This is a genomic window from Variovorax sp. HW608 (genome assembly GCF_900090195.1).
Taxonomy (GTDB): Bacteria; Pseudomonadota; Gammaproteobacteria; order Burkholderiales; family Burkholderiaceae_C; genus Variovorax.
Map to the genome: position 1 here is coordinate 3,962,200 of NZ_LT607803.1, position 19,686 is coordinate 3,981,885.

Annotated in this window: 13 protein-coding genes, 3 tRNA genes and 3 rRNA genes; 14 read left to right on the forward strand and 5 right to left on the reverse strand. The window is 61.8% G+C overall.

All coding sequences use genetic code 11. The annotated features are described in order from the left end of the window. The first annotated feature begins 29 nt into the window (after positions 1–29). Positions 30–971: an SDR family oxidoreductase gene (locus VAR608DRAFT_RS18705; RefSeq protein ID WP_088955413.1), complete on the forward strand. Its 942-nt coding sequence runs from the start codon at positions 30–32 to the stop codon at positions 969–971. 7 nt (positions 972–978) lie between these two features. On the opposite strand, the gene VAR608DRAFT_RS18710 is transcribed toward VAR608DRAFT_RS18705, so the two are convergent. Further along, positions 979–1,063: transfer RNA gene (locus tag VAR608DRAFT_RS18710), tRNA-Leu, on the reverse strand. Positions 1,064–1,104: 41 nt separating this feature from the next. Here VAR608DRAFT_RS18710 and cysM point away from each other — a divergent pair. Genes cysM through VAR608DRAFT_RS18725 form a run of 3 tightly spaced genes read left to right on the forward strand, consistent with a single transcriptional unit; the run spans position 1,105 to position 2,815 of the window. Then, the gene (cysM, locus tag VAR608DRAFT_RS18715; protein WP_088955414.1) at positions 1,105–2,007 is read left to right on the forward strand and encodes a cysteine synthase CysM; all 903 of its coding nucleotides are present in this window, start codon (positions 1,105–1,107) and stop codon (positions 2,005–2,007) included. Between the two features lie 6 nt (positions 2,008–2,013). Beyond that, complete coding sequence (locus tag VAR608DRAFT_RS18720; RefSeq protein ID WP_088955415.1) at positions 2,014–2,565, forward strand: NUDIX hydrolase; 552 nt, start codon at positions 2,014–2,016, stop codon at positions 2,563–2,565. Between the two features lie 22 nt (positions 2,566–2,587). Continuing rightward, positions 2,588–2,815 carry a sulfurtransferase TusA family protein gene (locus VAR608DRAFT_RS18725; protein ID WP_088955416.1) on the forward strand — a complete coding sequence of 76 codons (228 nt, stop codon included), beginning with the start codon at positions 2,588–2,590 and terminating at the stop codon, positions 2,813–2,815. Positions 2,816–2,842: 27 nt separating this feature from the next. Here VAR608DRAFT_RS18725 and galU read toward each other — a convergent pair whose 3' ends face one another. Continuing rightward, positions 2,843–3,742 carry a UTP--glucose-1-phosphate uridylyltransferase GalU gene (gene galU / locus VAR608DRAFT_RS18730; protein WP_088955417.1) on the reverse strand — a complete coding sequence of 300 codons (900 nt, stop codon included), beginning with the start codon at positions 3,740–3,742 and terminating at the stop codon, positions 2,843–2,845. 104 nt (positions 3,743–3,846) lie between these two features. After that, on the reverse strand, positions 3,847–6,717 hold the full coding sequence (locus VAR608DRAFT_RS18735; protein ID WP_088955418.1) for a valine--tRNA ligase: 2,871 nt from the start codon (positions 6,715–6,717) through the stop codon (positions 3,847–3,849). A 124-nt stretch (positions 6,718–6,841) separates the two neighbouring features. Here VAR608DRAFT_RS18735 and yaaA point away from each other — a divergent pair, with 124 nt between their 5' ends. The 9 genes from yaaA to rrf all read left to right on the forward strand — a co-directional run bounded on the left by yaaA (position 6,842) and on the right by rrf (position 16,046). Next, positions 6,842–7,648, forward strand: a complete 807-nt coding sequence (yaaA, locus tag VAR608DRAFT_RS18740; RefSeq protein WP_088955419.1) for a peroxide stress protein YaaA — start codon at positions 6,842–6,844, stop codon at positions 7,646–7,648. Further along, complete coding sequence (locus VAR608DRAFT_RS18745) at positions 7,645–8,481, forward strand: 2OG-Fe(II) oxygenase (protein ID WP_088955420.1); 837 nt, start codon at positions 7,645–7,647, stop codon at positions 8,479–8,481. The genes yaaA and VAR608DRAFT_RS18745 overlap by 4 nt, the downstream gene beginning before the upstream one ends. Before the next feature lie 20 nt (positions 8,482–8,501). After that, complete coding sequence (locus VAR608DRAFT_RS18750) at positions 8,502–9,395, forward strand: alpha/beta fold hydrolase (RefSeq protein WP_088955421.1); 894 nt, start codon at positions 8,502–8,504, stop codon at positions 9,393–9,395. Continuing rightward, positions 9,392–10,249: an NADPH-dependent 7-cyano-7-deazaguanine reductase QueF gene (queF, locus tag VAR608DRAFT_RS18755; RefSeq protein ID WP_088955422.1), complete on the forward strand. Its 858-nt coding sequence runs from the start codon at positions 9,392–9,394 to the stop codon at positions 10,247–10,249. The genes VAR608DRAFT_RS18750 and queF overlap by 4 nt, the downstream gene beginning before the upstream one ends. Before the next feature lie 577 nt (positions 10,250–10,826). Beyond that, positions 10,827–12,361 (forward strand): 16S ribosomal RNA (locus tag VAR608DRAFT_RS18760). Between the two features lie 71 nt (positions 12,362–12,432). Continuing rightward, positions 12,433–12,509: transfer RNA gene (locus tag VAR608DRAFT_RS18765), tRNA-Ile, on the forward strand. A 62-nt stretch (positions 12,510–12,571) separates the two neighbouring features. After that, positions 12,572–12,647: transfer RNA gene (locus tag VAR608DRAFT_RS18770), tRNA-Ala, on the forward strand. Positions 12,648–12,941: 294 nt separating this feature from the next. Beyond that, positions 12,942–15,812, forward strand: a 23S ribosomal RNA gene (locus VAR608DRAFT_RS18775). Positions 15,813–15,933: 121 nt separating this feature from the next. Next, a 5S ribosomal RNA gene (rrf, locus tag VAR608DRAFT_RS18780) occupies positions 15,934–16,046 on the forward strand. Together the 16S, 23S and 5S rRNA genes with 2 tRNA genes alongside form the textbook arrangement of a ribosomal RNA operon. Before the next feature lie 118 nt (positions 16,047–16,164). Here rrf and VAR608DRAFT_RS18785 read toward each other — a convergent pair. Continuing rightward, positions 16,165–17,856 (reverse strand): AMP-binding protein, encoded by a 1,692-nt coding sequence (locus tag VAR608DRAFT_RS18785; protein WP_088955423.1) that lies wholly within the window; start codon positions 17,854–17,856, stop codon positions 16,165–16,167. Between the two features lie 134 nt (positions 17,857–17,990). Between VAR608DRAFT_RS18785 and VAR608DRAFT_RS18790 the strand changes: the two genes are divergently transcribed. Next, on the forward strand, positions 17,991–18,845 hold the full coding sequence (locus VAR608DRAFT_RS18790) for an esterase/lipase family protein (protein ID WP_331712998.1): 855 nt from the start codon (positions 17,991–17,993) through the stop codon (positions 18,843–18,845). Between the two features lie 28 nt (positions 18,846–18,873). Here VAR608DRAFT_RS18790 and VAR608DRAFT_RS18795 read toward each other — a convergent pair whose 3' ends face one another. Beyond that, the gene (locus VAR608DRAFT_RS18795) at positions 18,874–19,680 is read right to left on the reverse strand and encodes a transporter substrate-binding domain-containing protein (RefSeq protein WP_088955425.1); all 807 of its coding nucleotides are present in this window, start codon (positions 19,678–19,680) and stop codon (positions 18,874–18,876) included. Positions 19,681–19,686 lie beyond the last annotated feature (6 nt).

Here is a 19,686-nt window from a genome sequence, read left to right on the forward strand (position 1 = left end):
CTTTAACGCTACTCGAAGGGAGATGAATTTTGCCCTCAATCAACAGTCCTCTCGGCGCGAAGCCCTCGCGCTTCCGTCGCGAGCGCGTGCTCGTCGTGGGATGCGGAGATGTCGGCCTGCGGGTGGTCGGTCTGCTGGGTGGGCGTGTCAGCGTGCTCGCATCGACCTCGTCGCCGCCACGCGTGCCTGCGCTGCGACAGGCGGGCGTGAGGCCGATTGTCGCGGATCTCGATGATCCGACCTCGTTGAAGCGTCTTTCAGGCATCGCGACCCGCGTGCTGCATCTCGCGCCACCGCCGCGCGTCGAAGGCGGCGAATGGTGGCGCGATGCGCGCACGCTCGCGCTCGTTCGGGTGCTGCGCCTGAGGACGATGCCTTCGTCGTTCGTCTACGGCTCCACCAGCGGCGTCTACGGCGATTGCGGCGGTGCCCGGGTCACGGAGACGCGCGCCGTGCGGCCCGAGACGCCGCGCGCGCATCGGCGCGTCGACGCGGAACGCAGCGTGCGGTGGCTCGGCCGCGCCGGGGTGTCGGTCCGCATCCTGCGCATCCCGGGCATCTACGCGCCCGACCGCGAAGGCGGCACGCCCCGCGAGCGGCTCCAGCGCGGCACGCCGGTGCTGCGTGCGGAAGACGACGTCTACACCAACCACATCCATGCCGACGATCTCGCCCGGGCCTGCGTCTTCGCCTTGTGGCGCGGCGGTCCGCAGCGCGTGTTTCATGCGAGCGACGACAGCGAGATCAAGATGGGCGACTACGTCGAATTGGCTGCCAGGCTGTACGGGATGCCGCCGCCGCCGCGCATCGCGCGCGAAGATGCCAAGGCGCACCTTCCGCTTTCGCTCTTGAGCTTCATGGGTGAATCGCGCCGGCTCGACAACGCGCGGCTCAAGCGTGAACTGCGCATCCGGCTGCGCTATCCGACCGTCGAAGCAGGGCTCGCGCCAGATGCCTCGAACCACCGCTGAAGAGCGCTGGTGCCCGGGGCCGGAATCGAACCGGCACGCCTTGCGGCGGGGGATTTTGAGTCCCCTGCGTCTACCAATTTCACCACCCGGGCGGGAAGGAGGAAAGCCAGAAATTATGGCACAGTGACCCCCCATGCAATATCCAACGATTGAAGACGCGATCGGCAAGACGCCGCTCGTTGCTCTGCAGCGCATCGACGCAGAAGCGAATGCGAAGCGCGGCAACGTGATCCTTGGCAAGCTCGAAGGCAACAATCCGGCCGGCTCGGTCAAGGACCGGCCCGCGCTGTCGATGATCAAGCGCGCCGAGGAGCGCGGCGAAATCAAGCCCGGCGACACGCTGATCGAGGCGACCTCGGGCAACACTGGCATTGCCCTCGCGATGGCGGCCGCCATCAAGGGCTACCGCATGGTGCTCATCATGCCGGAGGACCTGTCCGTCGAGCGGGCGCAGACCATGAAGGCCTTCGGCGCCGAGCTGCTGCTGACGCCGAAGAGCGGCGGCATGGAGTACGCGCGCGATCTCGCCGAGCAGATGATGCAGCAGGGCAAGGGGCGCGTGCTCGACCAGTTCGCCAACCCGGACAACCCGCGCATCCACTACGAGACGACCGGCCCCGAGATCTGGGCCGACACGCGAGGCCGCATCACCCACTTCGTGAGCGCGATGGGGACCACCGGCACCATCACGGGCGTCTCGCGCTTCCTGAAGGAAAAGAACCCGGCCGTGCGGATCGTTGGCGCGCAGCCCGATGAAGGCTCGCGCATCCCGGGCATTCGCAAGTGGCCGCAGGAATACCTGCCAAAGATCTACGACCCGAGCCATGTCGACCAGGTGGTCAATGTGAGCCAGGACAGCGCCGAGGAAATGTGCCGCCGCCTTGCGCGGGAAGAGGGCATCTTCGGCGGCATCTCGGCCGCGGGCGCACTCTGGGTGGCGCTCGAGATCGCCAGGACGGTCGAGAACGCGACCATCGTCTTCGTCGTCTGCGACCGGGGCGACCGCTATCTGTCGACCGGCGTCTTCCCTGCCTGAGCCGCCATGAACGATCCCCGCTTCTGCCCCTCGTGCGCCACGCCGCTGGCGCAAATCGAAGCGCTGGAGGATGGAGGCCCCAAGTCCCGTCTGCGCTGCCCCGCCTGCGACTGGACGCACTGGAACAACCCCACGCCGGTACTGGCCGCGATCGTCGAATACGGGGGGCAGGTGCTGCTCGCCCGCAACGCGGCCTGGCCGGCCAAGATGTTTGCGCTGATCACCGGCTTCATGGAGGCCGGCGAGACGCCGCAGGAAGGCATCTCGCGCGAGGTCAAGGAAGAGACGAACCTCGACGTGAGCGAGGTGAATCTCGTGGGCGTCTACGACTTCCAGCGCATGAACCAGGTCATCATCGCCTACCACGTGGTGGCCGATGGCGAAGTGTCGCTGTCGCCGGAGCTGGTGGACTATCGCCTTTACGACCTGCCCGACCTGAAGTGCTGGCCCGCCGGAACCGGCTATGCGCTGGCCGACTGGCTCCGCACGCGCGGCCACGAGCCGCGCTTTTTCACCGACGCCGAGAACGAGGAGCGTCGACGCGGGCTCGCCAGTTGAGCCGCGCGAAGGAGGAAATCAGATGCAAGTGAATAAGGAAATCGACACGCGCGGGCTCAACTGCCCGCTGCCCATTCTCAAGGCCAAGAAGGCGCTCAATGAGATGCAGAGCGGCGAGTTGCTGAGGGTGGTGGCCACCGACCCGGGTTCGGTGCGGGATTTCCAGGCGTTTGCCCGGCAGACCGGCAACGACCTCGTCGAACAGCAGACGGTCGGCGACGAGTTCATCCACGTGCTGCGCCGCCGCTGAACGAACGGCGCAGCAGCCGAACGAAGCTCAGAGCTCCAGGCTCTTCAGGTACTCGCGGAACGAGGCGCCCACTTCAGGGTGCGCCAGCGCCAGTTCGACCGAGGCTTGCAGGAAGCCTTCCTTGCTGCCGCAGTCGTAGCGCGTGCCCGCGTAGGAGTAGGCGTAGACCGCCTCCTTGGCCATCAGCGCGGCGATGCCGTCGGTGAGCTGGATCTCGCCGCCCGCGCCCTTGGGCTGGTTGCGGATGTGGCTGAACACGGCCGGCGTCAGGATGTAGCGGCCGGCGACGCCCAGCCGGGAAGGTGCATCTTCCGGCTTCGGCTTTTCGACCATGCGGTTGACCTTGACCAGGCCTTCCTCGATCACGTCGCCGGCCACGATGCCGTAGCGCTTGACGTGTTCCAGCGGAACTTCCTGCACGGCGAGCAGCGATCCGCCGAGCTTTTCGAAGGCGCGGGTCATCTGCGCCAGCACCGGTTCGCCGCCCGGCGGACCGACCATCAGGTCGTCGGCGAGCAGGACTGCAAAAGCTTCGTTGCCGACGAGGTGCTCGGCGCACAGCACGGCGTGACCGAGGCCCAGCATGCGCGGCTGGCGTACGTAGGAGCAGGTCATGTCGTCGGGCATGACCGAACGCGCGATCGCCAGCAGTTCCTTCTTGCCGCTGGCTTCGAGCTGCGATTCGAGCTCGTAGGCGGCGTCGTAGTGGTCCTCGATCGCCCGCTTGTTGCGACCCGTCACGAAGATCATGTCGCGGATGCCTGCCGCGTACGCTTCCTCGACCGCGTACTGGATCAGGGGCTTGTCCACCACCGGAAGCATTTCCTTGGGTTGCGCCTTGGTGGCGGGCAGAAAGCGGGTGCCAAAGCCGGCTACGGGGAACACGGCCTTGCGAATGCGCGTCGAGGGCGTCGAGGAATTGGACATGTGAATTTCGTGTGAATCGAAGACGTGGATCGAAGGAAGGGGATGGCGTCCCAGACGCCCACCCCGGATGCTCACATACTATTTACCGCCGTGCCACACGTCTGTCAGCCTAGGCGGACAAGCTGATCCCGCAAGCGCTCGAGCGTGGCACTGAAGTCGCTGAGCCGCTTGCGCTCCTGCTCGATCACCGCCGCCGGCGCCTTCGCGACGAAGGACTCGTTGCCGAGCTTAGCGTTGACCTTTGCGATCTCAGCCTCGATGCGAGCAAGTTCCTTGCCGATGCGTGCCTTTTCCGCGGCCTTGTCGATTTCCATGTGCAGGCAGAGGCGGGCGCTGCCGACCACCGCGACGGGCGCGGCTTCGGCCGCTGCGGCCCAGGCGGCCTCGTCGTCGAAGACCTTCACTTCCTTGAGCTTGGCGAGCGCCTGCAGCACGGGTGCCGCCTCGCGCAGGAACGCGGCGCTCGCCGCATCGTCGGCCACCGCATAGAGCGGCAGCCGCGTGGCCGGCGAGACATTCATCTCGCCGCGCAGGGTGCGACAGGCATCGACCAGCGACTTGAGGCGCGCGACGTGGGCCTCGGCCGCCTCGTCGATCTTCTCGGGCTGGCTCTTGGGGTAAGCGGCCGTCATGACCGAATCGCCGGCGCGGCCCGCCACCGGCGCGACCTTCTGCCAGAGTGCTTCGGTGATGAACGGGATCACCGGATGAGCCAGGCGCAGCAGGGCCTCGAGCGTGCGGATCAGCGTGCGGCGCGTGGCGCGCTTCTGGGCGTCGTCGCCCTGCTGGATCTGGACCTTGGCGATTTCCAGATACCAGTCGCAGAACTCGTCCCAGGCGAACTGGTAGATGGCGTTGGCGACGTTGTCGAGGCGGTACTCCTCGAAGCCCTTCTCGACTTCGGCCTCGACGCGCTGCAGCTGGGACGCGATCCAGCGGTCGGCCTGGCTGAACCTCAGGTAGCCGTGGGCCGGTCCGCCGGGCGCGCACTCTTCCTTGGTGTGCTCGCGCAGGCCGCAGTCGTGGCCCTCGCAGTTCATGAGCACGAAGCGCGTGGCGTTCCAGAGCTTGTTGCAGAAGTTGCGGTAGCCCTCGCAGCGCTTGGCATCGAAGTTGATGCTGCGGCCCAGCGACGCGAGCGAGGCGAAGGTGAAGCGCAGTGCATCGGCGCCGAAGGCCGGGATGCCGTCCGGGAATTCCTTCTGCGTGTTCTTGCGCACCGTCGGCGCGGTCTCCGGCCGGCGCAGGCCCTGCGTTCGCTTGTCGAGCAGCTCGGGCAGCGCGATGCCGTCGATCAGGTCGACCGGATCGAGCACGTTCCCTTCGGACTTGCTCATCTTCTTGCCGTGCGAGTCGCGCACCAGGCCGTGGATGTACACATGCCTGAAGGGCACCTTGCCCGTGAAGTGCTTGGTCATCATGATCATTCGGGCGACCCAGAAGAAGATGATGTCGTAGCCGGTGACCAGCACCGTGGACGGCAGGTAGAGGTCGAGGTCCTCGGTCTTCTCGGGCCAGCCGAGCGACGAGAAGGGGACGAGCGCCGACGAATACCAGGTGTCGAGCACGTCCTCGTCGCGCCTGAGCTTCTTGCCGGGCGCCTGCGCCTGGGCCTCGGCCTCGTCGTGCGCGACGTAGACCTTGCCCTCTTCGTCGTACCAGGCCGGAATCTGGTGACCCCACCAGAGCTGGCGCGAGATCGTCCAGTCCTGGATGTTCTCCATCCAGTGGTTGTAGGTGTTGACCCAGTTCTCGGGGACGAAGCGCACCTCGCCGGAACGCACCGCCTCGATCGCCTTCTGCGCGATCGATTGGCCGTTGGCGTCGGGGCGGGTCATCGCGACGAACCACTGGTCGGTCAGCATCGGCTCGACCACGGCGCCGGTGCGCGCGCAGCGCGGCACCATGAGCTTGTGTTTCTTGGTTTCGACGAGCAGGCCCAGTGCCTCGAGATCGGCAACGACCGCCTTGCGTGCCACGAAGCGGTCGAGGCCCCGGTATTTTTCGGGCGCGTTGTCGTTGATGGCCGCATCGAGCGTCAGCACGCCGATGGTCTGCAGACCATGGCGCAGCCCGACCGCATAGTCGTTGTGATCGTGGGCCGGTGTGACCTTGACGACGCCGGTGCCGAATTCCTTGTCGACGTAGTCGTCGGCAATGACGGGAATCAGGCGGTCGACCAGCGGCAGCTTCACGCGCTGGCCGATCAGGTGCCTGTAGCGCTCATCCTCGGGATGAACCATCACCGCGACGTCGCCCAGCATCGTTTCGGGACGGGTGGTGGCCACCGTGAGCGAGCTCGAGCCGTCTTCCAGCGGATAGGCGATGTGCCAGAGGAAGCCATCTTCTTCCTCGCTCTCGACTTCCAGGTCGCTCACCGCGGTCTTGAGCACCGGGTCCCAATTGACCAGCCGCTTGCCGCGGTAGATGAGTCCCTCGTTGTAGAGCTGCACGAAGGTCTGGGTGACGACCTTCGAGAGCTTCTCGTCCATGGTGAAGTACTCGCGGCTCCAGTCCACCGTGTCGCCCATGCGGCGCATCTGGTTGGTGATGGTGTTACCGGACTTTTCCTTCCATTCCCACACGCGCGCGACGAAGTTCTTGCGGCCGAGGTCGTGGCGGCTGACCTTCTGCTCCTGCAGCTGGCGCTCGACGACGATCTGCGTCGCGATGCCGGCGTGGTCGGTGCCCGGCAGCCACAGCGTGTTCGCGCCCGCCATGCGGTGATAGCGGGTGAGGCTGTCCATGATCGTCTGGTTGAACGCATGCCCCATATGCAGCGTGCCGGTCACGTTCGGCGGCGGCAGCTGGATCGCGAAGGAGGGCGCGCCTTCCTTCGGCCTCTGCGTGCCGCGGAAGCCGGCGGCCGCATAGCCGCGCCGCTCCCATTCGGGCTCCCAGTGCGCTTCGATGGCGGCAGGTTCGAAGGATTTGGACAGGCTCTCGAGGCCGGGTTGGGGCAGGGTCTCACTCATGGCGGTACAAAGACGAACGGCATCCCGCAGGATGCCGCTTGTGGGTGGAAGTGAGGAGATTTTATTCGACGCCCGGATGGCGGCGCCCGGGAGCGGCCATGGATGAGCCGCTGATAATCCCGCGATGCTTTTCCTGCTCTCGCCCGCCAAGTCGCTCGATTTCGAAACCCCCGTCCCCGACACCCTGCTGGCCACCCAGCCCCGCTTCGAAGGGCCCCGGGGTCCGGCCTCCGAACTCATCAGGATCCTGCGCGAACAGTCGCCCCAGCAGATCGGCGAATTGATGCACCTGTCGGACAAGCTTTCGGCGCTCAACGTGGCACGCTATGCGGCATGGTCGTCCAAGGCCACCAGCAGGAACGCCAAGCAGGCCGCGCTGGCGTTCGATGGCGATGTCTACGGCGGACTCGACGCGAAGACGCTGACCGAGAGCCAGCTTTCGTGGGCGCAGGACCATGTCTGCATCCTGAGCGGGCTTTACGGCGTGCTGCGGCCGCTCGATCTGCTGCAGCCCTACCGGCTGGAAATGGGCACCCAGCTCGGCAACCGGCACGGCAAGGATCTCTACGCTTTCTGGGCCGATCGCATTTCCGGCTACCTGAACGAGCGGCTTGCCGCGGATCGGACGCCGGTTGTCATCAACCTCGCTTCGCAGGAATATTTCAAGTCGGTCGACCGGAGCGCACTCAAGGCGCGCGTCGTCGAGTGCGTGTTCGAAGAGTGGAAGGGCGGCGCGGGTGCGGCCGATCCCGGCCGCTACAAGATCGTGAGCTTCTTCGCCAAGCGGGCACGCGGTCTCATGGCGCGCTGGGCGGTCCTTCACAAGGCCGTGACGCCCAAGGCACTGGAGAAGTTCGACCTCGAGGGTTATGGCTTCGACGCTTCGGCCTCGAGGCCCGATCGGTTGGTGTTTCGACGGAGGGCATCATGAGTCACGGACAAGTCATCAGCGCAGAGCTTCGCGAGTGGATCACGACCCAGCTGGCCGCCGGCCATTCGGTGCCGAGCCTGCGCGCGTCCATGCAGGCAGCCGGCTGGCACGACGCTGCCGCGGATGCCGCCCTGGCCGAGGTCGAGCGGCAGGCCATGGGGGCCACCGAGTCGACGAAGGCAATGCCCGGGCCCGATCTTTCGAACTCGCCGCTCTACATCGACGCGGGCGACCGCCGAGTCCACGTGCTGCAGACCATGCGCAATCCACGCGTCGTCGTTTTCGGGGACCTGCTGTCCGACGAGGAGTGCGAAGCACTGATCTCGGCGGCACGCCAGCGGCTCGCGCGCTCGCTGACCGTCGAGACGCAGACCGGCGGCGAGGCGCTCAACGTCGACCGGACCAGCGACGGCATGTTCTTCGAGCGCGGCGAAAACCCGTTGGTCGCACGAATTGAGAAGCGGATCGCCACGCTTCTTCGATGGCCGCTCGAATTCGGCGAGGGGCTGCAGATCCTGCGCTATGCGCCGGGCGCGCAGTACCGGCCGCACTACGACTACTTCGATCCGGCCGAACCCGGCACGCCGATCATCCTGAGGCGGGGCGGGCAGCGCGTCGGCACGCTCGTGATGTATCTGCACGAGCCTGAGCAGGGCGGCGGCACGACCTTCCCGGACGTCGGCCTCGAAGTCGCGCCCAAACGCGGCACCGCCGTCTTCTTCAGTTACGAGCGGCCGGACCCGGCGACGCGCACCCTGCACGGCGGCGCCCCGGTCCTTGCAGGTGAGAAGTGGGTCGCGACCAAGTGGCTGCGCGAGCGCGAATTCAAGTGACCGACTGAGCGCGCCCCGGCATGCAAGTCACGGCAAATGGCATCCAGATCGAAGTCGAGGACAGTGGCGCCCATGGCCGCCCTGTGATCCTGCTCATCATGGGGCTCGGCATGCAGCTGATCGCATGGCCGGCGGAATTCGTCCAGACGCTGGTCGATGCGGGATTCCGGGTGATCCGGCACGACAACCGCGACATCGGACTGAGCCAGGGCTTCGACCAGGCCGGCACCGGCAATGTGGTCTGGCAGAGCGTCCGGCAGCGGCTGGGGCTGCCGGTGCGTTCGGCCTATTCGCTTCAGGACATGGCCGATGACGCGCTCGGCGTGCTCGACGCGCTGGGCGTCGAACGCGCCCATGTGATCGGGGCTTCGATGGGCGGGATGATCGCGCAGCGCCTCGCAGCCGGCGCACCCGGCAGGATGGCGAGCCTGGTCAGCATCATGAGCTCGAGCGGCGCGCGCAATCTGCCGGGGCCGCGGGCGGACGTGGCCGCCGCGCTGCTGCGGCGGCCCGCCAGCAGGACCGAGGCGGCGTTGGTCGAACACGGCCTCAAGTTCTCCCGCCTGATATCGAGCCCCGCCTATGCGCGGGACGAGCGTACGCAGGCGGACCGCATCACCCGTGCGCTGCGACGCGCGTATCGGCCCGCCGGCGTCGTGCGGCAGATGCTCGCGATCACCGCCGACAGCGGGCGTGCGGACCTGCTCTCGCGCATCGAAAGCCCGGCCCTGGTCCTGCACGGCGAGGTCGATCCGCTGGTGCCGATCGCGTGCGGCAGGGACACCGCAAGGCGCATTCCCGGGGCTCGTTTCGTCGGCATTCCTGGCATGGGGCACGATCTGCCGCCGCCCGTGATCGAAATCCTCCTGCAGCACATCGTTCCTTTTCTACAGACTGCCGAGAACCGATCATGAGCCTCGACAACACGCCCGAACAGTCGAAGCTGGGCCGCGCCTCCGCCTACGCTGATCAATATGACCCGAGCCTGCTCTTCCCGATCCCGCGCGCGACGCAGCGTGAAGCCATGGGCATCAGGGAAGGCGCGCTGCCGTTCTTCGGCGCGGATCTCTGGACGGCTTTCGAACTGAGCTGGCTCAATCCCCGAGGCAAGCCGCAACTCGCCATCGCGCACTTCACGGTGCCTTGCGAGACGCCCAACATCATCGAGAGCAAGTCATTCAAGCTCTATCTCAACAGCTTCAACAGCAGCGTCTTCGTGGACCAGGATGCCGTTCGGCAGCGCCTGCGCGCGGACCTGAGCGAGGCGGTCTGGCGCGGGAGCGGCCGTACGGGCAGCGTCGGCGTCAAGCTGGTGCCGCCGGCGGCGTTCGAGAACGAGAAGGTGCGTGAGCTGAGTGGCCTCGACCTGGATCGACTGGACATCGAGTGCTCCCAATACCAGCCCGCGCCCGAACTGCTGGCGAGCGACACGACCCAGGCGCCCGTGACGGAAACCTTGACCAGCCGTCTTTTGAAGAGCAATTGCCTCGTCACGGGCCAGCCGGACTGGGGGAGCGTGGAGATCCGCTACAGCGGGCCGCCGATCGATCAGGCCGGCCTGCTGGCGTACATCGTCAGCTTTCGCAATCACAACGAGTTTCACGAGCCGTGCGCGGAGCGGATCTTCACGGACGTCTGGCGCCGCTGCCAGCCCAACAAGCTGGCCGTGTATGCGAGGTACACCCGTCGGGGGGGACTGGATATCAACCCCTTCCGCACGAGCTGGCCGCAGGCCCTGCCCGAGAACGTGCGCACGGCGCGGCAGTAGGGGCGAACAAAAAAAGTTCTGGTGGCTTGCCGATGGCTCGAAAACAGTGCCATAATTCAAGGCTCCGCTAAACGCGACAGTGCTTATGACGCCCGAGAGGGTCGGTGAAAGGGCTCAAGGGTTAAGCGGAGGAAAGAGGAAGAGGAAGAGGAAGAGGAAGAGGAAGAGGAAGAGGAAGAGGAAAAGAAAAAATCTTCAAAAAGTTTTTTCGATTCTTCAAAAAGCGTGTAATAATCGCAGGCTCCGCCAAACACGGCAGCGAATCAGGTTCTTCGGAATGTGATGAGTTGGGCGGGGGAAGAAAAGAAAAGATTTTTAAAATATTTTCTGATCTTCGAAAAAATCGTGTTATAGTAGAGGGCTTCGCTGATCGCAGCAAGCAAACGACGCAAGACAGCAGATGTCGAGCGTTGGGATCCTTAAAAACATACAGCCGATAAGCGTGGGCGTTTGAGGCGAATGGCCAAGTTCTTCGGAACGAAGTCTTCGGACTTTTAAACGCTCATGAGAATAGAAGTGAAGTTCACTTCAATTCCGTTTTTATGAGTTGCCTCGAGAGAGGCGAATATTCAAGATCGAACTATAGAGTTTGATCCTGGCTCAGATTGAACGCTGGCGGCATGCCTTACACATGCAAGTCGAACGGCAGCGCGGGAGCAATCCTGGCGGCGAGTGGCGAACGGGTGAGTAATACATCGGAACGTGCCCAATCGTGGGGGATAACGCAGCGAAAGCTGTGCTAATACCGCATACGATCTACGGATGAAAGCAGGGGATCGCAAGACCTTGCGCGAATGGAGCGGCCGATGGCAGATTAGGTAGTTGGTGGGGTAAAGGCTCACCAAGCCGACGATCTGTAGCTGGTCTGAGAGGACGACCAGCCACACTGGGACTGAGACACGGCCCAGACTCCTACGGGAGGCAGCAGTGGGGAATTTTGGACAATGGGCGCAAGCCTGATCCAGCCATGCCGCGTGCAGGATGAAGGCCTTCGGGTTGTAAACTGCTTTTGTACGGAACGAAAAGGCTCTTTCTAATAAAGAGGGCTCATGACGGTACCGTAAGAATAAGCACCGGCTAACTACGTGCCAGCAGCCGCGGTAATACGTAGGGTGCGAGCGTTAATCGGAATTACTGGGCGTAAAGCGTGCGCAGGCGGTGATGTAAGACAGTTGTGAAATCCCCGGGCTCAACCTGGGAACTGCATCTGTGACTGCATTGCTGGAGTGCGGCAGAGGGGGATGGAATTCCGCGTGTAGCAGTGAAATGCGTAGATATGCGGAGGAACACCGATGGCGAAGGCAATCCCCTGGGCCTGCACTGACGCTCATGCACGAAAGCGTGGGGAGCAAACAGGATTAGATACCCTGGTAGTCCACGCCCTAAACGATGTCAACTGGTTGTTGGGTCTTCACTGACTCAGTAACGAAGCTAACGCGTGAAGTTGACCGCCTGGGGAGTACGGCCGCAAGGTTGAAACTCAAAGGAATTGACGGGGACCCGCACAAGCGGTGGATGATGTGGTTTAATTCGATGCAACGCGAAAAACCTTACCCACCTTTGACATGTACGGAATTTGCCAGAGATGGCTTAGTGCTCGAAAGAGAACCGTAACACAGGTGCTGCATGGCTGTCGTCAGCTCGTGTCGTGAGATGTTGGGTTAAGTCCCGCAACGAGCGCAACCCTTGTCATTAGTTGCTACATTTAGTTGGGCACTCTAATGAGACTGCCGGTGACAAACCGGAGGAAGGTGGGGATGACGTCAAGTCCTCATGGCCCTTATAGGTGGGGCTACACACGTCATACAATGGCTGGTACAAAGGGTTGCCAACCCGCGAGGGGGAGCTAATCCCATAAAACCAGTCGTAGTCCGGATCGCAGTCTGCAACTCGACTGCGTGAAGTCGGAATCGCTAGTAATCGTGGATCAGAATGTCACGGTGAATACGTTCCCGGGTCTTGTACACACCGCCCGTCACACCATGGGAGCGGGTTCTGCCAGAAGTAGTTAGCCTAACCGCAAGGAGGGCGATTACCACGGCAGGGTTCGTGACTGGGGTGAAGTCGTAACAAGGTAGCCGTATCGGAAGGTGCGGCTGGATCACCTCCTTTCTGGAAAACGTGCCGTTCCAATTGAACGCCCACACTTATCGGTTGTTGGATGAAGTCGATTCCATCGACATGGGTCTGTAGCTCAGCTGGTTAGAGCACCGTCTTGATAAGGCGGGGGTCGTTGGTTCGAGCCCAACTAGACCCACCAAATTCCTCCAATGGTTCGTTCCAATGGTTGCGGGTGCCGCGGTGGCGGCTCTTGCGAGGCCTGGGGGATTAGCTCAGCTGGGAGAGCACCTGCTTTGCAAGCAGGGGGTCGTCGGTTCGATCCCGTCATCCTCCACCATTCCGACAAGAATTCATCAACACCAAAGATGCTTTGCAAGAGGCATTTTTGTTGTTGATCGGGATCTCTCGATCGATCGGCTGTTCTTTAAAAATTCATAGAGTCGAATCAGCGTTGCTGGCGGAAAGAGCGTCATGGCTCACCGTGCCGCCGGCAACTTGAATTTTTGATTGCGTCAAATGAACTTCAATTTCGAGGGAACTCGAAGTCTGAAGACGGCATAACGCGCCAGGTGAAAGACCTGGCAATTCCTTGATGGACTTTGGTTTCTGTGAAGAAACGTCAAAGTTATAGGGTCAAGTGAATAAGAGCATGTGGTGGATGCCTTGGCGATGATAGGCGACGAAGGACGTGATAGCCTGCGATAAGCTTCGGGGAGCTGGCAAATTAGCTTTGATCCGGAGATTTCCGAATGGGGAAACCCACCGAAAGGTATCGCACTCTGAATACATAGGGGTGCGAGGCGAACCGGGTGAACTGAAACATCTCAGTAGCTCGAGGAAAAGACATCAACCGAGATTCCGAAAGTAGTGGCGAGCGAAATCGGAAGAGCCTGTCAGTGATAGCACGAGACTTAACAGAACAGCTTGGAAAGGCTGGCCATAGTGGGTGATAGCCCCGTATGTGAAAAGACTTGTGTGGTACTGAGCTGACGAAAAGTAGGGCGGGACACGAGAAATCCTGTCTGAAGATGGGGGGACCATCCTCCAAGGCTAAATACTCATCATCGACCGATAGTGAACTAGTACCGTGAGGGAAAGGCGAAAAGAACCCCGGGAGGGGAGTGAAATAGATCCTGAAACCGCATGCTTACAAAAAGTCGGAGCCCGCAAGGGTGACGGCGTACCTTTTGTATAATGGGTCAGCGACTTACATTCAGTGGCAAGGTTAACCGAATAGGGAAGCCGTAGAGAAATCGAGTCCGAATAGGGCGTCCAGTCGCTGGGTGTAGACCCGAAACCAAGTGATCTATCCATGGCCAGGATGAAGGTGCCGTAACAGGTACTGGAGGTCCGAACCGACTAGTGTTGCAAAACTAGCGGATGAGCTGTGGATAGGGGTGAAAGGCTAAACAAACTTGGAAATAGCTGGTTCTCTCCGAAAACTATTTAGGTAGTGCCTCAAGTATTACCTTCGGGGGTAGAGCACTGTTTTGGCTAGGGGGTCATGGCGACTTACCAAACCAAGGCAAACTCCGAATACCGAAGAGTACAGCTTGGGAGACAGAGCACCGGGTGCTAACGTCCGGACTCAAGAGGGAAACAACCCAGACCGCCAGCTAAGGTCCCTAAAATTGGCTAAGTGGGAAACGAAGTGGGAAGGCTAAAACAGTCAGGATGTTGGCTTAGAAGCAGCCATCATTTAAAGAAAGCGTAATAGCTCACTGATCGAGTCGTCCTGCGCGGAAGATGTAACGGGGCTAAGCCAGTTACCGAAGCTGCGGATTTGCACGCAAGTGCAAGTGGTAGGAGAGCGTTCTGTAAGCCTGTGAAGGTGTCTTGTAAAGGATGCTGGAGGTATCAGAAGTGCGAATGCTGACATGAGTAGCGTTAAAGGGGGTGAAAAGCCCCCTCGCCGTAAGCGCAAGGTTTTCTACGCAACGTTCATCGGCGTAGAGTGAGTCGGCCCCTAAGGCGAGGCAGAGATGCGTAGCTGATGGGAAACAGGTCAATATTCCTGTACCGATCAATAGTGCGATGTGGGGACGGATCTTAATAGGTCATCCGGGTGTTGGATATCCCGGTTTAGCTGGATGTAGGCGATGGGTAGGCAAATCCGCCCGTCATATACCGAGGCCAGCGATCGAGCAAGCTTGCTTGTGAAGTGACTGAACGAGGTTCCAGGAAAAGCCACTAAGCTTCAGCTATTGACGACCGTACCGCAAACCGACACTGGTGCGCGAGATGAGTATTCTAAGGCGCTTGAGAGAACTCAGGAGAAGGAACTCGGCAAATTGACACCGTAACTTCGGGAGAAGGTGTGCCCTATTAGTGTGAAGTGAACAACGGAGCATGAACGGGTTGCAAGAAATCGGTGGCTGCGACTGTTTATTAAAAACACAGCACTCTGCAAACACGAAAGTGGACGTATAGGGTGTGACGCCTGCCCGGTGCTGGAAGATTAAATGATGGGGTGCAAGCTCTTGATTGAAGTCCCAGTAAACGGCGGCCGTAACTATAACGGTCCTAAGGTAGCGAAATTCCTTGTCGGGTAAGTTCCGACCTGCACGAATGGCGTAACGATGGCCACACTGTCTCCTCCTGAGACTCAGCGAAGTTGAAATGTTTGTGATGATGCAATCTCCCCGCGGAAAGACGGAAAGACCCCATGAACCTTTACTGTAGCTTTGTATTGGACTTTGAACAGATCTGTGTAGGATAGGTGGGAGGCTTTGAAGCAGGGTCGCTAGATCCTGTGGAGCCAACGTTGAAATACCACCCTGGTGTGTTTGAGGTTCTAACCTAGGTCCATCATCTGGATCGGGGACAGTGCATGGTAGGCAGTTTGACTGGGGCGGTCTCCTCCCAAAGCGTAACGGAGGAGTTCGAAGGTACGCTAGTTACGGTCGGACATCGTGACGATAGTGCAATGGCATAAGCGTGCTTAACTGCGAGACTGACAAGTCGAGCAGATGCGAAAGCAGGACATAGTGATCCGGTGGTTCTGTATGGAAGGGCCATCGCTCAACGGATAAAAGGTACTCTGGGGATAACAGGCTGATACCGCCCAAGAGTTCATATCGACGGCGGTGTTTGGCACCTCGATGTCGGCTCATCTCATCCTGGGGCTGTAGCCGGTCCCAAGGGTATGGCTGTTCGCCATTTAAAGAGGTACGTGAGCTGGGTTTAAAACGTCGTGAGACAGTTTGGTCCCTATCTTCCGTGGGCGCTGCAGATTTGAGGAAGCCTGCTCCTAGTACGAGAGGACCGGAGTGGACACACCTCTGGTGTATCGGTTGTCACGCCAGTGGCATTGCCGAGTAGCTAAGTGTGGAAGAGATAACCGCTGAAAGCATCTAAGCGGGAAACTCGTTTCAAGATGAGATCTGCCGGGGCCTCGAGCCCCCTGAAGAGTCGTTCAAGACCAGGACGTTGATAGGTCGGGTGTGGAAGCGCAGTAATGCGTTAAGCTAACCGATACTAATTGCTCGTGCGGCTTGACCCTATAACTTTGATCTGTCAGATCAAGGTGTTATGCCAAGTTGACGCAGTCAAAACACCAAGCTGATTCCAAACTCTATGAATTCGTCGTGCTGACCAAAAAATCAGCACGACAACCCTTTATGCCTGATGACCATAGCGAGGTGGTCCCACTCCTTCCCATCCCGAACAGGACAGTGAAACGCCTCAGCGCCGATGATAGTGCGGGTTCCCGTGTGAAAGTAGGTCATCGTCAGGCTCTTACAGCCTCAAAAAGCCCAGCCCTTCAAAAGGCTGGGCTTTTTGTTTTGCTATTGCGGCTTCATGCCTCGCCTGCAAAGGGAAAGCGGCATCGATCAACCGCTTTTTCGTTCTGCTCAGTGTTGCGCAGCCGCTCGCAGTTCCCGGCGCAGAATCTTCCCGACATTGGTCTTGGGCAGCGATTCCCGAAATTCAATGTGTTTCGGCCGCTTGTAGCCGGTCAGTTGATCGTGGCAGTAGCGCATGACCGTCTCTTCCGTCACGGAGGGGTCCTTGCGAACCACGAAGACCTTGATCGCTTCCCCCTGCTTTTCGTCGGCCACACCCACCGCGGCGCATTCGACGACGCCGGGACATAGGGAGATCACGTTCTCGAGTTCGTTGGGAAAGACGTTGAAGCCGCTGACCAGGATCATGTCCTTCTTCCGGTCCACGATGCGACTGTAGCCATCTGGCTCCATCATGGCGATATCGCCCGTCCGCATGAAGCCATCGGCCGTGAACGCCGCGGCGGTCTCCGCGGGCTGGTTGTAGTAGCCGGCCATGACATTGGGCCCCTTGATGCAAAGCTCTCCAGCTTCGCCTGGAGGCAGCGAGCGCCCCTCGTCGTCCTTGATCGCGATTTCGATCCCCGGCAGAGGCAGGCCGATCGTGCCCGTGAACTGGCTGTTGGAGACCGGGTTGTTGGTGCCGATCGCGCAGGTCTCGCTCATGCCCCATCCTTCGATCATCGGGCACCCGGTCACCTCGAACCACTTGCGCGCCGTGCCCTCGGATGCCGCCATGCCTCCGGCCTGCGAAACGAAGAGGGAAGAGAAGTCCACCGTCTTGAACTGCGGATGCACCAGCAGGGCGTTGAACAAGGTGTTGACCGCCGGCAGCATGTGGAACGGACGCCGCTTGAGAACGGCGACGAACTTGTCGAAGTCACGTGGATTCGGGATCAGCGTGAGATGCGAGCCTTGCCGGATGGCCAGCAGACAAAGCGTCAAAGCGAAGATGTGATAAAGCGGCAGCGCAGCAATGCTGTTGACCTTCGAAAGATCGCCGGCGCGCGCGAGCGCCGGCGAGAACCAGGCTTCTGCCTGGAGCGTCGCCGCGACGATGTTCCGATGCGTGAGCACCGCGCCTTTCGAGAGCCCCGTGGTGCCGCCCGTGTACTGCAGGAACGCGATCGAATCGAGCGTGCTCGGGTCCGCAGCCAGCGAGCGTCCGCGGCCTTCTTCGATCGCCTTGGAAAATGGCGTCACCGTCCGCCCCTTGTCCAGCGGCAGCTTGTACGCCGGGACCATCTTGGCGAGATGCCGAACGGCCAGCGTGATCCAGGCGCCATAGAGACCCCCCAGAAGGTCGCCCATCGATGCCACGACGACATGCTGGATGGCGGTGCGGTCGACGACCTGCTCGAGCGTCGCCGCGAAGTTCTCGAGGATCACGATCGCCGTGGCGCCGGAGTCTCCGAGCTGATGCTCCAATTCGCGCGCGGTGTACAGGGGATTGACGTTGACGCAGGTGAATCCCGCGCGCAAGACGCCGCACATCGTCACCGGAAACTGCGGGATGTTCGGAAGCATGATGGCCACGCGCGCCCCCGGCTCGAGGCCGCGTGCCTGAAGCCACGCGCCCATGGCCTGGGACAGCGTGTCGAGCTCCCCATAGGACATCCACCTTTCCATGCACACCGAAAAAGGCCGCGTCGCATAGCGCGTGAACGACTCTCCGAAAAGTTGCCCGAGATTGCGGTACTGCTCGGGGTGCACTTCGTGCGGGACACCCGGCGGGTAGCTCGGTCGTGCAGCGGTCTGCATGTGTGATCTCCTTTGGCGCGGATTGTGAGAGGCTGTCGCCTCCCACTGCCACCGGGCTTGTCCTAAGGGGAAATGATTGCCTGGCCCCGCGTGCGATAGTTGCGCCCATGGTTGCGCGGCTGCAGCGATGGTTGGTGCTGGGTTCACTCTTCATCGCGATCCTTTGGGTGAGCTACTGGTGGAGGTCCTCGCCGGCCATCGCACTCATCGGCCTGTGCGTCGTGCTTTTCGGCCACGCGGGGTTTCTGGCAATCGAGTTCATCGCGAGCTATCGGGTGGGAGCGAATGACCCGATACCGCGCGCCAGCATGAAGCAGTACTTGCGCGCATGGCTCGCCGAATGCTGTGTCGCGCCGCGTGTTTTCAGCTGGCAGCAGCCGTTTCGGTGGGCGTCGTTCCCCGACCGCCTTCAGGCCGACGACCGCCGCGGCGCGGTGCTGGTTCACGGTTTCGTCGGCAACCGCGGCTTCTGGAATCCCTGGCTGCGCGAGCTCAGCGCCCGCGGGCGAAGCTTCGTCGCGGTCAACCTGGAGCCGCCCTTCGGCTCCATCGACAACTACGTTCGCACCATCGATGACGCGATCCTGCGAGTGACCCGAGCGACCGGCCGACCACCGCTTCTCATCTGCCACAGCATGGGCGGCCTCGCCGCAAGGGCCTGGCTGCGCGATGGCGACGGTGTGCGCGTGCACCGCATCGTCACCATCGCCACGCCGCACAAGGGCACCTGGCTCGCGCGATTCGGCCGTACGGCGAACGGCAGGGAAATGCGGATGGGCGGCGAGTGGCTCCAGAAGATCGATTGCGATCAGACCAGCGCCCGGCATGTGCCCTTCACTTGCTGGCACTCGAACAGCGACAACATCGTCTTCCCGCCGTCGGTGGCGACGTTGGCCGGCGCGGACAACCGCCTGATCCCGGGGCGGGGCCACGTCGAAGCGGCCTTCGACGAGCGGCTCAGGCGAGAAACACTCGCCCTGCTCGACTGATCGGCCGCCCGCCGCGTGCTGCGGCTGACTACTTGAGCCAGCGATCCATCGTGCGCTGGAAGTCGCCGCTCGCCTGCGAGAGGTGCAGCCATTGGTCGACGTAGGCCTTGAAGGCCACGTCGTCGCGCGGCAGCATCCAGGCCATCTCGCCGTACTGCAGCGGCTTGTCGGGGTTGATCGCGCACAGGCCGGGCTTGAGCTTCTGCTGCGTGATCGCTTCGGCCGATTCGGTGACGAAGACGTCGGCGCGGTTCGCGAGGATCTCGTCGAAGATGGTCACGTTCTCGCCGTGCAGCGTGAGCTTGGCGCGCTTGAAGTTCGTGCGCGCGAAGCGCTCGTTGCTGCCGCCCGGATTGAAGATCACCCGCACCTCGGGCTTGTCGATCTGCTCCACGGTCTGGTACTTGGCCACGTCCGCGCAGCGCGCGATCGGCGTCTTGCCGTTGACCATGTACGGTGCGCTGAAGAAGGCGCGCTTCTGCCGGTCGGTCGTCACCGAAACGCCGCCCACTGCGATGTCGCACTTGCCGGCGGCAAGATCCGGCAGCAGGTTGGCCCAGGTCGTCTTGACCCACTCGGGCTTCGCGCCGAGGCTGCCGGCAAAGGCGGTCATCAGGTCGACGTCGATGCCTTCGTAGCTCGCATCGGTCTTCTGGAAGCTGAAGGGCCGGTAGTCGCCCGGCGTGCAGACGCGAAGCGCGCCGGCCTTCTGGACCGCGTCGAGACGCGAAGTCGTGGTCGTTGCCCCTGGCTGCGTGGGCATCGCGCATCCGCCCAACGTCAACGCCACAGCTGCCATGAAGAGAGATGTACGAAGCGAAGTCGCGAGACGCATGCGCAG

Excerpts from the sequence above, each read along its gene's own strand:
- cysM (WP_088955414.1), top strand. The coding sequence starts at position 1,105 with ATGCAATATCCAACGATTGAAGACGCGATCGGCAAGACGCCGCTCGTT.
- VAR608DRAFT_RS18720 (WP_088955415.1), top strand. The coding sequence starts at position 2,014 with ATGAACGATCCCCGCTTCTGCCCCTCGTGCGCCACGCCGCTGGCGCAA.
- VAR608DRAFT_RS18725 (WP_088955416.1), top strand. The coding sequence starts at position 2,588 with ATGCAAGTGAATAAGGAAATCGACACGCGCGGGCTCAACTGCCCGCTG.
- galU (WP_088955417.1), bottom strand. The coding sequence starts at position 3,742 with ATGTCCAATTCCTCGACGCCCTCGACGCGCATTCGCAAGGCCGTGTTC.
- VAR608DRAFT_RS18735 (WP_088955418.1), bottom strand. The coding sequence starts at position 6,717 with ATGAGTGAGACCCTGCCCCAACCCGGCCTCGAGAGCCTGTCCAAATCC.
- yaaA (WP_088955419.1), top strand. The coding sequence starts at position 6,842 with ATGCTTTTCCTGCTCTCGCCCGCCAAGTCGCTCGATTTCGAAACCCCC.
- VAR608DRAFT_RS18745 (WP_088955420.1), top strand. The coding sequence starts at position 7,645 with ATGAGTCACGGACAAGTCATCAGCGCAGAGCTTCGCGAGTGGATCACG.
- VAR608DRAFT_RS18750 (WP_088955421.1), top strand. The coding sequence starts at position 8,502 with ATGCAAGTCACGGCAAATGGCATCCAGATCGAAGTCGAGGACAGTGGC.
- queF (WP_088955422.1), top strand. The coding sequence starts at position 9,392 with ATGAGCCTCGACAACACGCCCGAACAGTCGAAGCTGGGCCGCGCCTCC.
- VAR608DRAFT_RS18785 (WP_088955423.1), bottom strand. The coding sequence starts at position 17,856 with ATGCAGACCGCTGCACGACCGAGCTACCCGCCGGGTGTCCCGCACGAA.
- VAR608DRAFT_RS18795 (WP_088955425.1), bottom strand. The coding sequence starts at position 19,680 with ATGCGTCTCGCGACTTCGCTTCGTACATCTCTCTTCATGGCAGCTGTG.